Source organism: Paenibacillus lacisoli, assembly GCF_030580655.1.
In the GTDB taxonomy this organism is placed as follows: Bacteria; Bacillota; Bacilli; order Paenibacillales; family Paenibacillaceae; genus Paenibacillus; species Paenibacillus lacisoli.
Window position 1 is genome coordinate 264,789 of record NZ_JAUQTB010000003.1, and the last position, 15,101, is coordinate 279,889.

Here is a 15,101-nt window from a genome sequence, read left to right on the forward strand (position 1 = left end):
TGTTACGATAATGTCAAGTTCATACGTAGGTATGCTGCCCCTGGCGGCTGCTTACTTGTCAGGAGATCCGGAGAGACTGCGATTCACTCAGCGCTTGCGCTGCAGTGTACATTCGTGGTCTCTTTTTTATTTGATCTGTAAGTGGTCAATCATGATAGAGAAGCAAGCAGGAGAGAGGATGAGAAAGATGAATGCAGGATTTGCAGGACGTACACGCCAAGAAATGTGGGATCATATCGAACGGGAGACCTTTGATATTCTTGTGATCGGCGGAGGAATAACCGGTGCTGGGATTGCCTTGGATGCAGCTGCCCGGGGATTAAAAGTAGCTCTGGTGGAGATGCAGGATTTTGCAGCCGGCACCTCCAGCCGCTCCACCAAGCTGGTTCATGGCGGACTGCGTTACCTGAAGCAGCTGGAGGTCGGGATGGTGGCAGAGGTAGGCCGGGAGCGTGCTGTCGTCTATGAGAATGGTCCCCATGTTACGACACCGGAACGGATGCTGCTGCCCTTCCATCAGGGTGGTACCTTCGGCCGCTTCAGCACCGCGCTCGGGCTGCTCGTCTACGACCGGCTTGCAGGTGTGAAGCTGAGCGAACGGCGGCGTATGCTCAGCGCGGAGGAGACGCTGAAGAAAGAGCCGCTGTTGAAGAGGGATAAACTGAAGGGCGGCGGGTCATACGTGGAATACCGCACGGACGATGCGAGACTGACCTTGGAAGTGATCAAGGAAGCAGCTGCGCAGGGGGCGGTTATCCTGAATTACGCAACGGCAGGTAAGCTTCTCTATCAGGAAGGCCGTATTACCGGCGTGGTTGCGAATGATCTGCTGAGCGGCAGGCAGAACACCATCCGTGCCAATCTTGTTATTAATGCCACAGGCCCCTGGGTGGATGATCTGCGCAAGCTGGACGGCTCCCGTAAAGGTAAGACACTCCAGCTGACGAAAGGCGTGCATCTGGTTATTGATCAGAGCATCTTCCCGCTCCGCCAGGCGGTATATTTTGATACGCCGGACGGACGCATGGTTTTTGCGATTCCAAGGGATGGAAAGACCTATGTCGGTACAACGGACACCGTCTACACCGGAGATCAGCGGCACCCGCGGATGACCTCGGCCGACCGTCAATACATCCTGGACGCTGTTCATTATATGTTCCCGGATGTGAGATTAACTGAAAAGGATGTAGAATCCAGCTGGGCAGGCGTCCGTCCACTGATCCATGAAGAAGGAAAGGGTCCCTCGGAAATCTCCCGCAAAGACGAGATCTGGCAATCGCCTTCCGGATTGATTACCATTGCCGGCGGCAAGCTGACAGGGTATCGCAAGATGGCCGAGATGGTCATGGATTTGGCAGCAGAGCGGCTGAAACGGGAGTACGGTATCCAGTCCGGCCCGTGTGTGACCCGCAGGCATCCGATTTCGGGCGGCAGCGTCGGCGGCTCGCAAGGATTCAAGGAATTTATTTCTTCGATGACGCGGGAGGGAGTGCGTCGCGGTCTCGCGGAGGAACAGGCCAGAGCGTGGGCATGCTTTTACGGATCGAATGTGACCCGCCTGTTCAACCGGCTCAGCCAGTCGGCAGACCCCGGTCCCTCGGCGGCTGATGATCGGCTGCCCGAGTCCGTACGTATTCCGCTGCTCTACGCCATGGAGGAAGAGATGGCGGTAACGCCTGCAGATTTCTTCATTCGCCGTACAGGAGCACTTTTCTTTCGCATCGATTGGGTTCGGACCTGGAAGGAGCCGGTCATTGCGTTCATGGCGGCTCATCTGGGGTGGAATGCTGTTCAGACACAAGGTTACAAAGAGGAGCTGGAGCGGTACCTGCTGGAGGCTGTTGTTCCGGAAGATGTGAAGACACAGGCCGTTCAGACCATTTAATGCGAACAACACCCCCTGAACCTGGTTCAGGGGGTGTGGGGATATGGATAGATTAATCAGCACTCATTCTGCTTCTGAGGCGATTGAACATGCCAGCGTACAGACCAGTCGTATATATCCTGCACGAGGGGCTCAATAGCTCGGCCCTTCTCGGTGAGTTCGTATTCAACGCGGGGCGGAATTTCCGGATACATGTGGCGGGTGACAATCTCTTCAGCCTCCAGCTCCTTCAGGCGCTCGGAGAGCAATCGGCCGCTGATCTCCATCTCGGCTTCCAACTCGGTAAACCGTTTGGGACCGGACAGCAGCCGATACATGATGAGAACCACCCACTTTTTGCCCAGAATATCCATCGCCGCCGTGATTGGACAGCGCTCCTTCTTCTGTGGAATCATGGTCATGGCGATCACCTCTCTCGTTACAATTGTGTGTATCCTATATGATCCGCATCATCATGTATGCTTTGTTCTGATGCCTGCTATGATTATTATACTGGCTGTAGAGCGAATAGGGAATCATTATTTGCTTTCGAAAAGTAACCTGTTTATTTAATGGCACCTGCGGTTTGATGATGGTATTTTTGTATAAATATACATATCAAAAAAAGCTTCTGTCTGTAGGACAAAAGCTTTTTTTGTTGATCAGTGACCCATCAGGCCCATCATCAGCGGTGCGGCTATAAGTGTAAACAAGGCAGCCAGGATCATGGAAATGCTGGAGATCGTCCCGGTAAGCGAGCTAAGCTCGAAGGCCTTGGAGGTTCCGGTACCATGGGCGCTGGTACCGAACAGTACGCCGCGGGCGATTTCGCCTTCAATGCGGAACAGTCTCAAGATCACGGGGCCGATTAGAATGCCGGATAAGCCGGTAATAATGACGAAGATGGCTGTAATCGTCGGAACCCCGCCGATCACCTGCGATACATTCATCGCAATCGGTGTGGTGATCGAGCGCGGAACGATGCTGTTCATCAGGGAATCATCCAGATGCATCCAGCGGGCCAGCAGCGCCGTTGAGGTGATGGCTACAACCGAGCCGGACAGGACACTGACGATAATTTCGCCGGCATGTTTCTTGAGAACGTTATAGTATTTGTATAGCGGAACGGCAAAAGCAACTGTTGCCGGCTGCAGAAGCAGCGTCAGCCACTTACCGCCTTCCTGGTAAGAAGCATAAGGAATACCGGCGACCAGCAGTATAATCACGACCACAATCGGAGTGATCAGCAGCGGCGACAGATATACCTTGGGCAGCGTACGGTACATGCGTTTGGCCATCCAGTAGATGCCAAGTGTCAGCAGCAGGCAGAGAAATCCAATCATGAGGTATGATGCTCCTTTCTTTTGGCGATTACCGTGGCAATGAGGCCGGTTGCGGCCATAACCAGAAACGTGCTTAACAGCACAACGAACAAAATGCGCAGACCGTCATGCTCCATCATTGGAAAGTAGTTCATGATCCCGACTGCGGACGGAATAAAGAAGAGCAGCAGCTCCGCGAGCAGCCATCCGGCGCCGATCTCAATCCAGCTTAATCGTATCCATTTCAGCTGCAGCAGTGCGAACAGAATGACAATTCCGATAATGCTGCCAGGTACAGGCAGGTGCAGTGCGCTTGCGCCCAGGTTCATAATATAGGAAAAAGCCATAAGTACAGCAATTTGCAGAATCCCTTTAATTACACGGGCCATTCTGGATGATCTCCTTTCGTAATAGCTCTTGGTGTCAGTGGCTCACGTCATCTATGCGAAAATGATTTACTGTTTTCATCTCGATATGAAAATTTTACACCTGTTTCTTTCATGGGTAAAATGAATAAATAGAATCATCACTATTCCATTTGGCTATGGATAAAAGAGCGGGAGGAACGGACGATGGATATCCGGCATTTACAGTATTTTTTGGAGGTTGCCCGATCCAGGAGCTTTACGAAAGCAGCCCAGCAGCTGTTTATTACACAGCCGACGATCAGCAAGACAATCAAAAGCCTCGAAGAAGAATTGGGCGTAACTCTGTTTGCCCGGGTGGGCAAGCGGGTGGAGCTGACGGATGCCGGGATTGTCATTGAAGAGCAGGCCCAGCAGATCGTGAAATCTTTTCAGAACCTGTCGTCAGAGCTGGGTGATCTGATGAATATCAAAAAAGGGCATATCCGGATCGGACTGCCTCCTATGGTGGGTTCCAGCTTCTTTCCCATGGTGATCGGTGAATTCCATAAGGCATATCCGGAGGTTACCATTCAGCTGTTTGAGGATGGAGCCAAAAAGGTAGAGGTAGACGTGGCCAGCGGTGCACTGGATATCGGGGTCGTTGTACTGCCGACCGATGAGGGAATCTTCGGCTGCTACTCTTTTGTGGATGAGATTTTGAAGCTGATCGTTCATCCGACACATCCGCTTGCCGGGCGGGAGGAAGTTGCGCTGCATGAGCTTGCCCAGGACTCATTCGTTCTGTTCCGGGAAGACTTCACGCTGCATGACCGGATCATCGCCGAGTGTGTAAGTGCCGGCTTCCAGCCGCATGTGGTATATGAAAGCTCCCAGTGGGACCTGATCAGCGAAATGGTAGCGGCCAAGCTGGGGGTTGCTCTCCTGCCGGAGACCATCTGCCGGGAGATGGATCCGGATCGGGTCCGGGTCATCCGGCTGATGGAGCCGTCCATTCCCTGGCAGCTTGGGATGATTTGGCGTAAAGACCGTTATCTATCCTTTGCCGCCAGGGAATGGATTGCCTTTACCCAAAGGCTGCTCCGCCAGAACCGCAGACCGAGCTAGCGGCACAGCTGCCGGAGCGCCGCGCAAAGAAGCCGCTCCCGAAGGGGGAGCGGCTGTTGTCGAATGTGTTAGTTGCTCTGTAATGCGGATCTCTTAATGCGGCTGTATATATCTATGATGCGATCAAGCTGTGAAGACTTGTCCAAGACCCGTCCATCTTTCAGACCATGCTGATCTGCCATGCGATTCAGTTCCCGACGTTCCTGTTCCATCAGCTTTTCAATTTCTTTGAGGTTCACAAGCCCACCTCCTCATGTATTCGCGACCATCGACGAGAGACTAGGATCAACCATCTACTCTATTTATCGACTATTCTACCATTTTTCTTTATCTTCATTCATTAATAAATCGTCAAATTCCTGCTTTTTGAAGCAAAAATTTTTTTTGGAATCGTTCATCGCTTGCGCTCAGGCAGCTGACTGACATAGCTGTCGGACAGGTGAAGCAGCCGGAGCGCACGTTCATAGTCGCTTTCGCTGACGCTGCTCTGCGGATCCGCAGTGCGTGGAGCGGGTATGGCGGCCTCTTGGCCTGTTTCCTCATCGTCAGCTCCTGTTCCGGACATCACAGCCTGAACGGATGCGTCCCCCGAGGTGAATGCGTAGAGCGGCTGCTGCAGGCCATCCTCGAAGCCATCCCCCGGAATGAATAGAGCACTGCTGTTGAGCAGGGACCCTGAAGGCAGATAATAGCGCTGAGGCAGCAGATTGCTGAAGCCGCTGAGCAGATCCTGTCCAAAATGAATCTGTCCATCCAGTGGTATGCCAACCAGGTTGGCGATGGTCGGCAGCACATCCACCTGGCCGCCAGTCTGCACCACTTCCAGAGGTTTAACCGCTCCCGGAACGGCCGCAAGCAGCGGAATGTTGATCATATCCGCGTTGGTATAGTCTCTTCCGTAAATCTCTTTCATCAGCTCCCGATCCTTCCCATTAAGCGAGTAGATCGGCAGTCCGAGATGGTCCCCGTAAACCACAATCAGGCTCTGATCCCAGAGGCCGCGGTTCTTCAAATCTTTGATGAACAGGCCGAGCGCCTGATCGGCATAATTCTGGGAGCGAATATAGTCGCCCACCAGTGTATCCTCATAGCGGCCGGGCAGCGTCATCTTGTACTTGCGCTCCGGCAAATGATAGGGATGGTGAGCGGACATAGAAATAATCTGCGCATAGAAGGGCTGCCCGCTCTTCGACAGCTCTGACATTTTCTGTGCCGTTTTGGCATAGAGCACCTCATCCGAAGCGCCGAAGGCGACAGGATCTTCTGTTCCAAAGTAGGAGGAATCATACACATGTCCAAAGCCTACAGCTTTGTACAGCTGGTCACGGTTCCAGAAGGTCACCTTGTTCGTATGGAAGGTAGCGGTCTGATATCCGTTAGCTGCCAGAAGTTTGGGCAGACTGGGCAATTCCTTGTGCGCGTAGACCTGGGTCGCTGCACCGTCCGGCGGAATATAGAAGGAGGTATTCACTACAAACTCGGCATCTGATGTATTGCCCTGACCAACTTGCTGATAAAAGTTCGGAAAATACAAGCTTTGTTTGGCAAGAGCATTCAGATTAGGTGTGATTTCCTTGCCATCAATCTTCAGTCCGAGCAGAAAATTTTGAAATGATTCCAGTTGGATGACAACAACGTTCCTGCCTTTTGCAAGGGCTGTGTAGGCATTCGAATCCTGTGATGGAATCTGTTTTAAGGTATGAATCGCCTGCTGTGTGATCTGTGCTGCTGGAACCGGTGCCGGATTATCGTCTGCCAGCATCGTATAAGCCTCATAACCAAGAATCCCCATGTGGCTGGCTTGAGTAAGTTCATTCATACTGGCACGGTTTGGCCATACATTAAACAAGCAGACCGTAAGGGAGATTCCTAGCAGGACAGGCATGGACCATCTGCGGCTTTTTGCTGCGGGCAGATTCATGAGGCGGCTGCGCTGTCTGCGGGAGAAACACATGCCGGCAATGACGACAATATCAGTGAAAATAAATAAATAGTACGGATCAAGCAGGGAGAACATGCTGCTCTTAACGGCAGTTGCCTGATTGACCTGGGCTAGTGCATGATAAGTAACAATAACGCCGTAATATTTGTAGTACATAATGGCGGCAAAGAAAATACCGGTCAGCAGTAAATTCAAGATCATGTAATAAATCATCCTGCGTCTGCCGGCGAGCCATTCAATCAGACAAAAAAAGAGCCAGATCCAGGGAATCTCGGTCAGCAGCGGTTTCCAGGGGGAACTGCCGTCGAACAACACAGACCAGGCCAGATAGCTCTTAAGCAGCAGCAGGAGAGTGAACCACACAAAGGGAATGCTGACAAAAGTTTTAATTTGATCGCGTGACAACTTCCTCCACTTCCTTTTCCATGCATACCCGCCCGGGTACGATTGAGTTAAGCTGTTTTTTCAGCAAGAAGGCTATCTTCTTATTATCCTATGCGGCTGCAAACCATGTCAAAACTCGGGAGATTGTTGCAGTCTCTGCCTGTACAGAACATGTGGGGTAATATTTTGGCTGCTTCACACCGATTTAATAAAAGGACAATATATCCACTCACAGGCCTGACTGGCTGAAAGGACAACCTATGACAGAAATTTATGTGCACTATATTGGCTGGATTGTCGCTTTATCCCTGTTGATTGCAGTAGCAGCTTCCTATTCGTCTCTAACCCTAATCAGTAAAGGCTCCAAGCCGGGGCGTGCCGGAAGGTCTGTCTGGCTCTGGTCAGGCAGCATCGTTCTGGGCTGCGGGGTGTGGTCCATGCATTTTACTGGCATGCTGGCCTTTCATTTGGGAATGGCCTATTCTTTTCATCTTCTGTGGACCGCTTTATCAGCGGTTGTTGTGATTCTGGCTTCGTGGATTGCCTTCCGTATCTCCTATACTGACACTCTGGGCTTGACTCGGCGTGTACTGGCAGGACTGGTCATGGGCAGTGGTGTTACCGGTATGCATTATATTGGCATGCACGCATTGCAGACGGAAGCCCATATTGAATATGACCCTTGGCGAGTCTTGCTGTCGGTGCTGATCGCTTTGGGCGCATCATATACAGCTCTTTCCTTGTTCCGCAAATTCCGCAGTTCTCCTGAGTTCGCCCGCTGGAAACTGCTTTGTGCCGTCATCATGGGCGCAGCCGTCAGCGGTATGCATTACACGGGCATGTCCGCTACACAGTTGTACAGCAATCACGGCGGGATGGCGATGCATGAGGAACAAGGCCCTCAGATCATTCTCCTCGGCGGTATTATTTTGACCGTTATCGTCGTTATTGCCGCTTCCTGGGTATCCGTGTATGCGGAGCGGAGGCTGTATGAACGGATGGCATACAGTGATCCGTTGACCCTGCTGCCGAACCGCCTGGGATTAAACCGTTTCTTTGACCACGAATTTACCTATGAGCAGGGTGTGGTGCTGTTCATTGATGTGGACGGGTTCAAATCGATCAACGATACGCTGGGCCATGACATCGGGGATGAGCTGCTGAAGCTCATTGCCGGTCAGCTCCGAACCAGCACGGAGGACAGACATGCACTCTTCCGGTTAGGGGGTGACGAGTTCCTGGTCGCCGGCCTTCATCTGGCTGCGGACGAGGCGCTCGCGCTGTCTGAGAAAGTGCTCCATGAACTCAAGCGTCCTTACCGGGTGCAGGGGAATGAGCTGTATGTGACGGTCAGCATTGGCATCAGCCTGGCCCCGCTGCATGGCCGCAATCGCTCTGCCCTGATGCGTGCTGCCGATATGGCCATGTATCATGCGAAGGCCCTGGGCAAAAACTGCTGCAGTCTGTTCGATCCGGAGATGGACCGGCAGCAGGTGCGGCGTATGGAGCTGGAGAAGGACCTTCGCAAGGCACTCCAGCAGCGTGAGTTCGTTCTGGAGTACCAGCCCAAATGGGATTCACAGCAGGGCAGGCTCGTTGGGCTGGAAGCTCTGCTGCGCTGGCAGCATCCGGAGCTGGGGAGGATCTCACCAGCCGAATTCATCCCGATTGCCGAGGAGACAGGATTGATCGTTCCTATCACTCACTGGCTGCTGGAGGAGGTGTGCAGACAGGGGAAACAGTGGCAGGAGACGGAGTCCCTGCACACCATTATCTCCGCGAATATGTCGGCCCGGGTATTCGAGAGCGGCTCGCTGTATACGGTTGTGAGTCAGGCGCTTCACAAGGCCGGTCTGAATCCGGCCTTCCTTGAGCTTGAAATTACAGAATCGATCGCGATGATGAATATGGAGGATACAAGTGCGCAGCTGAGAGCCATTCGCGAGCTGGGCGTGCGTATATCCCTGGATGATTTCGGCACCGGTTATTCCTCACTGGGTACGCTGGATGAAATGCCGATTGATATCCTGAAAATTGACCAAATTTTTATACGTCACAGTAATCTGCCCAAGAAGCAGGCAATTATCAGTAATATTATTGCTATTGCCAATAATCTGGATCTGGATGTGGTCGCTGAAGGCGTGGAGACACGGGAGCAGATTGATTTTCTGCTCTCGAGAGGCTGCAGGGTTATGCAGGGATTCTTCTACGCCAGACCCATGCCGCCTGAACAGCTTGACGGCTGGCTGCGTTCCATGCAATCAGCCGGCTAGCCCAATAACGATATACAAAAGCAGCCTGATCTCTTAGAGATCAGGCTGCTTTGTTTTGCTGTAAATCATAGAATTTTATACGTAGTCACGAAAGACGGACGCGGGAAAATGTCCGGCTTGGATTGCGTAAGACCCTCAGGCTGTTCCCGTTTGCGGTGGGCATGGCTGTAGGCCTGCGATTGCTGCCAGCTCTTGAAATGCTCCTCCGTCTCCCAGATTGTAAGGATAACATAGGTATCACTGTTCAGTGGACGCAGCACCCGAATGCCGATAAATCCTGGCTCCTCTTCCACCTTGCGTGCCCGATTCAAGAAACGTTCCTCGAAGGCGGGACGGCCTTCTTCACGGACTGGAATGTTATTCATAACAGCGTGTGCTCCTCCAGCAAGTGACCCGAAGGCATCAATGGCTTCGTAGGACGGTGTATCCGTCGTCTCCAATTGATAGGAGTCCGTCGTCTCGAAGAGATAGTATTCTTTGCCGTCATCACGCAGGGTCAGATGGGGCTCCGCACCCAGCGCAGCCGGAATCGCTTCATTGACAAAATAAACAAACATGGTAAAGCCTCCTTCAGCAGAATCTGGAATAGGCAAGACCCGGATGGGTTATCATGAGGGACAGCGCCATTTGCCGAGGTTCGGCACTCATATGTATTGTATACCCAAATCATCGGGCCCACCAACTGCCGGTAAAGTCTTCCCGGAGTCATGAAGGCAGATATCACGGGTTTAAATTATAACAAATAACTGTAGATATTTACGAAAAGCTATGACACTTTCCCATTATAGTCGGGAATATGCTGACATAGTGAATTCAGATACCGTGAAGACATATGCAGAGGAGTGAGAAGCCATGAATCAGAAGGTAACTTCACTGCTGATGGCCGCAGCGATTGGGGCTGCTGTAACTGCCGGAGCAGCGGGGGCAGATACGGCAGCCATATGGACGATTGCACATCGCGGAGCAGCAGGTTATGCCCCGGAGAACACCGCAGCAGCCTTTGATATGGCCGTTCACATGAAGGCTGATCTGCTGGAGCTGGACGTCCAGCTCAGCCGGGACGGAGAGCTTGTCGTGATTCATGACCTGAGCGTGGATCGCACGACGAACGGCAAAGGAGAGGTCAGGGATATGACTCTGCGTGAGCTTCAGGCTCTGGATGCAGGCAGCTGGTATGGTCCGGATTACCGGGGACAGCGCATTTTGTCACTCACCGATTTCCTGACGAGGTACGCACGAACAGGTGTGGGATACCTAATTGAAATCAAGGAGCCGTCACTGTACCCCGGAATTGAACAGAGGCTCGCGCAGGAGCTGGAAGTTCACGGATTAACCCGCAGCGGTGCTCCGCCGGTCATCGTTCAATCATTTGATCTGGAGAGTCTGGTCCGCTTCAAACAGTTTCTTCCTTTTATTCCTGTGGGACTGCTCACCTACGATGACCGTGATTTGGACAGTGACCGATTGAGAAGGCTGGCTCGTACGGTAGAGTATGTTAATCCGCATCTTGCGCTTGTGACCGAGGAGGCCATCCGCAAGATCCGCCAGTATCATCTGAAAACGATGGTTTGGACGGTTAGGGAACCGAATCAGGCTGAGCTTTTACTCGCCTACCGGGTGGATGGGATTATTACAGACTATCCTGATTACGTGCTGTGGCGCAGCAGCAGCTTTGAGACAGAGCAGAAGGAAAACTCCCTCCGATCCGGTCCAAAGGGCATTAACGTTGACGTTAGGTTCAATTGACGGGGACGCTGGAAAAGGTTATACTTTTGTATAAGGTTTGCTGCGGCTTTCTGCTGTAGTAACATAACCATAAACATACGCCGAAACTGTCGTAAGTGTGGGTGAATAGCCCGCACTTTTTTTATTATAGCTAGTTAATCAGGAACAGAATGAGGCGATTCATACAATGGCAGACATTCAATCGAAAGCCTTGGGCAACGTTCCCGGTCTGCATCAGGCAGCTGAGCATGTGCTGTCCGTGCTGAGCGGGGTTTTGCAGGCAGATACCGTTTTTATCGCTCATAATGACGGAGTAACCAACCGAATGATGAAAGTATTCAACCGTGATGAACCCGTCATTCAGGAAGGAGACGAGCTCCCGTTCTCGTTGACCTACTGCAGCCTTGTCCTGGAGCAGGGTGAAGGGCATCTGATCATCCCCAGCACGGCTTCCCATCCTATCGTTAGCAGTTGGAATGTGACTCGGGAGCTCGGAGACCGCTCCTTCATCGGGGTTCCAGTCAGAACCGAAGATGGATCATGGTGCGGGACGATCTGCGCCTTGGACGATCCCTCTTACAGCTATAGTGATGAGGAAATCGAGGTTCTGCAGTCTATGGCACTGTTCCTCGGGTATGCAGCGGAATTGGAGCAGGCGGTCAAGACGCTGCAGGCCCGGCAGGAGGAGATGACCGAGATGAACAGCCGGCTGGAACGAACGGCTGAACGTAATCAGGATCTTCTCTCGCTGATGGGACACGAAATCATGATGCCGCTGACCGGCATCATGGGCATGACCGATCTGCTTCAGGAATCGGAGCTGACCGAAGAGCAGCGCAATTACGTCGATGTTATTAAGACCAGCAATCAATCCCTGATGGAACTGATTAACGATGTTGTCTATTACAGCCAGCTTGACTCCGGCTCTGTGCAGATCGAAGAAGAACCCTTTGACCTTCGCTTTATGATAAACAATGTGATTGCCCAGATGCAATTGCGTCTTGATCAATCGGCGTCAGAAATCTCTTTAAGCGTCCAAGAGGAGATATCCACCGTTCTGATTGGAGATGCCGGTAAGCTGGAATGGGTTATCAGCAAACTGCTGGGCTACGTCGTGCATATTATGGAGACCCGCCATATGACCATTGAAGTTGTGCAGGAAGTACATCCCTCTTCCGACATTGCCGAGCTTTGTTTTACGCTGGTTCACCACGATTCAGTTAAGAAAAGCCAGACCATAGCCCAGCTGATGGATGCGTTTAATGAGGTTCACCATCTCTCCGCCAAAGATCGGGGCACATGGATTGGTCCCGGCTTGTATATCAGCAAGCAGCTTGTAACCATGCTGGGCGGGAACATCGAAGTCGAGCCTATTGAAGACGAACGAATCCGCCTGTGCTTTACGGTTCCGCTGAGAATTTATCAGCACTTGGAGGATCAACTGCCGGCTCATTGACGTGAATCGCGGAGGATTACACGCGGGGGATTACAATAGAACAGAGGGAAAGGTACTGCAAATCCGCAGTGCCTTTTTTGTGCTGCATAAACATGGTAAAGTGAAGTTATCAAACCGGAACGGGTGATCGTATTGACGTATACCATTCAAATCTCGGTCAGACCTCTGGTCGAGTATGTCTACCGCAGCGGCAGCATTCAGGCCGGCTTCCGCACGAACAGCAGCATGCAGGAAGGAACACGGATACACCAGCGTATCCAGCAGACGTATGGCGAGCAGGACCAGAGAGAGCTGCTGCTCAAGGCAGAGCTGGTATATGAAGAGCTCATCTTCGCCATTGAAGGCCGCTGTGACGGTCTGATTGACAGGGACGGAGAGCTGATGGTGGATGAAATCAAATCAACCGCATTAAGTCTGGATAGCCTGGAGAACGGATATGAGGTGCACTGGGCTCAGGCTGTCATTTATGGATACATGATTGCGCGGGAGCGGCAGCAGTCGGTGATGCATATTCAGCTGACTTACGTCCAGGTAAATTCCGGAGAAGAGCGGAGACTCCAGCGCACCATGGATTATAATCAGCTGGAGGACTATGTGCATCAGATTCTGAAGGCATATGCCCCTTATGCCAGGTTAATGCAGGAACATGAACGCAGGCGCACGGAAAGTCTGGCCGGTCTCCAGTTCCCTTTCCCGTCTTACCGTGCCGGTCAGCGCCATCTGGCAGGTGCAGTATACAAGACAGTAGCGGAAGGGCAGCAGCTTCTGGCGCAAGCACCGACCGGGATTGGCAAGACGATCTCCACCCTCTTTCCAGTCATGAAGGCCATGGAGAATGGTGATGTACGGCGTATTTACTATCTGACAGCCCGAACGACGACTCGGACGGCTGCGGAAGAAGCGTTCTCCTTGATGGCTTCACAGGGAATGCATGCGCATGTCGTCACTCTAACGGCAAAGGATAAAATCTGCTTCAAGGAGGAACAGGGATGCGACAGCGGTGAATGCAGCATGTGTGAGGGCTACTATGACCGGATTAATGATGCCCTGCTGGACCTGCTGGGTCATGAGACGCTCATCACTCGTTCAGTGATCGAACAGTATGCCCGCCGCCATCAGGTCTGCCCGTTCGAATTCTCCCTTGACGCGGCTTACGCCGCTGATGCCGTGATTTGTGATTACAACTACATCTTTGATCCGCGTATCTCACTGAAGCGGATTCCGGAAGCTGTCCGCAGCCGCAGTGTCCTGCTCGTGGACGAGGCACACAACCTGGTGGATCGCGCCCGGGAGATGTTCTCGTCCGAGCTGTCCAAGTCGCAGTTCCTGAATCTTAAACGCAGCTTCAAGACCTTGAACCCGGCTGTTGCGCAAACGGCAGGAGCTATTAATGCCCATATGCTGGACCTGCGCAAGCAGAGCAGTGACGTGGGCTTCAGCCTCTGGGAAGGGGCTCCCGCTGCCCTGCTCGAACTGCTGGAGCCGTTCACTGCGGCGGCAGAAGAGGAACTGCTCCATCCGCACGAGGCGGGAGCTGAATATGCGGAGCTGCTCGATACCTATTTCATGGCCCAGAACTTTCAGCGCATTGCCCGGCTGTATGATGAGCGCTACGTCACCTATGCTGAAGCATCCCGCAGTGAGCTGCGGCTGAAGATGCTGTGCAGAGACCCGTCCCAACTGCTGCGGCAGGCTGCACAAGGCTTCCGTAGTACGGTTTTCTTCTCGGCAACCCTGTCTCCCCTTCATTATTACCGGGATATGCTGGGCGCTACAGAGGACGATTATACGCTGCAGGTGGCATCGCCTTTTCATAAGGAGCAGCTGGACGTGCGGCTGATGCCTTTATCGATCCGCTACCGTGACCGGGAGCGTTCCAAAGGACCGATCGCCCGGATGCTGCTGGGACTGGCTGAGGAGAATGGCGGCAATCTGCTCGTGTTTCTTCCTTCCCATGCCTACCTGCGGGAAGTATACGAAGCGTTCGTCCTGCTTCAGCCGGATGCCGATATCCTCGTACAGAGCGGGCAGATGAGCGAGGAGGAACGGGATGCCTTCCTTGCTGCTTTTCAGCCTGAGCCCGCACAGCCTTTAATCGGCTTTGCTGTGCTTGGCGGCATTTTCGCCGAGGGCGTTGATCTGCCCGGTAACCGGCTGAACGGTGTGGTAATTGTAGGAGTAGGGATGCCGCAGATCGGGGTCGAACGTAATATTCTGCGTGACTATTTCAGCGATACAGGCCGCAGCGGCTTTAATTATGCCTATGTGTACCCCGGGATGAACAAAGTGCAGCAGGCCGGCGGCAGGCTCATCCGGACCGAGACAGACACCGGGGTGCTGGTGCTGGTGGATGACCGCTTCCTGCAGCTGCCTTATGCGCAGCTTCTGCCGGAGGCCTGGCAGGAGTATACCTTATTGACGGCAGGTATCCGTTCAGACGATGATGAGCTTGAACAGGCGATAGATCTGAACGCAGATCTCTAAGGCAGCCAATCCAGAGCAGGCTCCGGTTCGGGGAGAAATCTCCTTGGCCGGGGCCTGCTTTGGTATAAATCGCAGGTTTGCCGAATTGGAAGGGTTGAGAAATGCGGAGGAACTGTTATAATAAATGAGAGTAATTATCATTATCAAACTAAAAACAAGCTTTCGGGAGTTTTTCCAAA

The 15,101-nt window shown here is 52.7% G+C and carries 12 protein-coding genes; 6 read left to right on the plus strand and 6 right to left on the minus strand.

The genetic code is table 11. The annotated features are described in order from the left end of the window. The first annotated feature begins 187 nt into the window (after positions 1-187). Positions 188-1,885, plus strand: a complete 1,698-nt coding sequence (locus tag Q5741_RS08180) for a glycerol-3-phosphate dehydrogenase/oxidase (protein WP_407074336.1) — start codon at positions 188-190, stop codon at positions 1,883-1,885. Between the two features lie 56 nt (positions 1,886-1,941). Here the strand turns inward: Q5741_RS08180 and Q5741_RS08185 are convergent, their stop codons facing one another. The 3 genes from Q5741_RS08185 to Q5741_RS08195 form a co-directional block, all read right to left on the minus strand. Continuing rightward, a complete protein-coding gene (locus tag Q5741_RS08185) occupies positions 1,942-2,286 on the minus strand; it encodes a winged helix-turn-helix transcriptional regulator (RefSeq protein ID WP_305023584.1) in 345 nt (114 codons plus the stop codon). A gap of 240 nt (positions 2,287-2,526) precedes the next feature. Then, positions 2,527-3,207, minus strand: coding sequence for a CidB/LrgB family autolysis modulator (locus Q5741_RS08190; RefSeq protein ID WP_305023585.1), 681 nt, complete (start codon positions 3,205-3,207; stop codon positions 2,527-2,529). Then, positions 3,204-3,575 carry a CidA/LrgA family protein gene (locus Q5741_RS08195; protein ID WP_305023586.1) on the minus strand — a complete coding sequence of 124 codons (372 nt, stop codon included), beginning with the start codon at positions 3,573-3,575 and terminating at the stop codon, positions 3,204-3,206. The genes Q5741_RS08190 and Q5741_RS08195 overlap by 4 nt, the downstream gene beginning before the upstream one ends. Positions 3,576-3,758: 183 nt before the next feature. Here Q5741_RS08195 and cidR point away from each other — a divergent pair, with 183 nt between their 5' ends. Next, positions 3,759-4,658, plus strand: coding sequence for a cidABC operon transcriptional activator CidR (cidR, locus tag Q5741_RS08200; protein WP_305023587.1), 900 nt, complete (start codon positions 3,759-3,761; stop codon positions 4,656-4,658). 68 nt (positions 4,659-4,726) lie between these two features. Here cidR and Q5741_RS08205 read toward each other — a convergent pair whose 3' ends face one another. Then, entirely contained in the window at positions 4,727-4,897 is a 171-nt protein-coding gene (locus Q5741_RS08205) for an aspartyl-phosphate phosphatase Spo0E family protein (RefSeq protein ID WP_305023588.1), read from the minus strand. A gap of 155 nt (positions 4,898-5,052) precedes the next feature. Next, complete coding sequence (locus Q5741_RS08210) at positions 5,053-7,005, minus strand: LTA synthase family protein (protein WP_305023589.1); 1,953 nt, start codon at positions 7,003-7,005, stop codon at positions 5,053-5,055. A gap of 239 nt (positions 7,006-7,244) precedes the next feature. On the opposite strand from Q5741_RS08210, the gene Q5741_RS08215 reads away from it, so the two are divergent. Then, complete coding sequence (locus tag Q5741_RS08215; protein WP_305023590.1) at positions 7,245-9,257, plus strand: putative bifunctional diguanylate cyclase/phosphodiesterase; 2,013 nt, start codon at positions 7,245-7,247, stop codon at positions 9,255-9,257. Positions 9,258-9,322: 65 nt separating this feature from the next. Here the strand turns inward: Q5741_RS08215 and Q5741_RS08220 are convergent, their stop codons facing one another. Beyond that, on the minus strand, positions 9,323-9,814 hold the full coding sequence (locus tag Q5741_RS08220) for an antibiotic biosynthesis monooxygenase family protein (RefSeq protein WP_305023591.1): 492 nt from the start codon (positions 9,812-9,814) through the stop codon (positions 9,323-9,325). Positions 9,815-10,109: 295 nt separating this feature from the next. On the opposite strand from Q5741_RS08220, the gene Q5741_RS08225 reads away from it, so the two are divergent. The 3 genes from Q5741_RS08225 (at position 10,110) to Q5741_RS08235 (ending at position 14,922) form a co-directional block, all read left to right on the plus strand. Further along, complete coding sequence (locus Q5741_RS08225; protein WP_305023592.1) at positions 10,110-11,003, plus strand: glycerophosphodiester phosphodiesterase; 894 nt, start codon at positions 10,110-10,112, stop codon at positions 11,001-11,003. Between the two features lie 166 nt (positions 11,004-11,169). Further along, on the plus strand, positions 11,170-12,438 hold the full coding sequence (locus Q5741_RS08230) for a GAF domain-containing sensor histidine kinase (RefSeq protein WP_305023593.1): 1,269 nt from the start codon (positions 11,170-11,172) through the stop codon (positions 12,436-12,438). A 132-nt stretch (positions 12,439-12,570) separates the two neighbouring features. Beyond that, positions 12,571-14,922, plus strand: coding sequence for a helicase C-terminal domain-containing protein (locus Q5741_RS08235; protein ID WP_305023819.1), 2,352 nt, complete (start codon positions 12,571-12,573; stop codon positions 14,920-14,922). Positions 14,923-15,101: the final 179 nt, after the last annotated feature.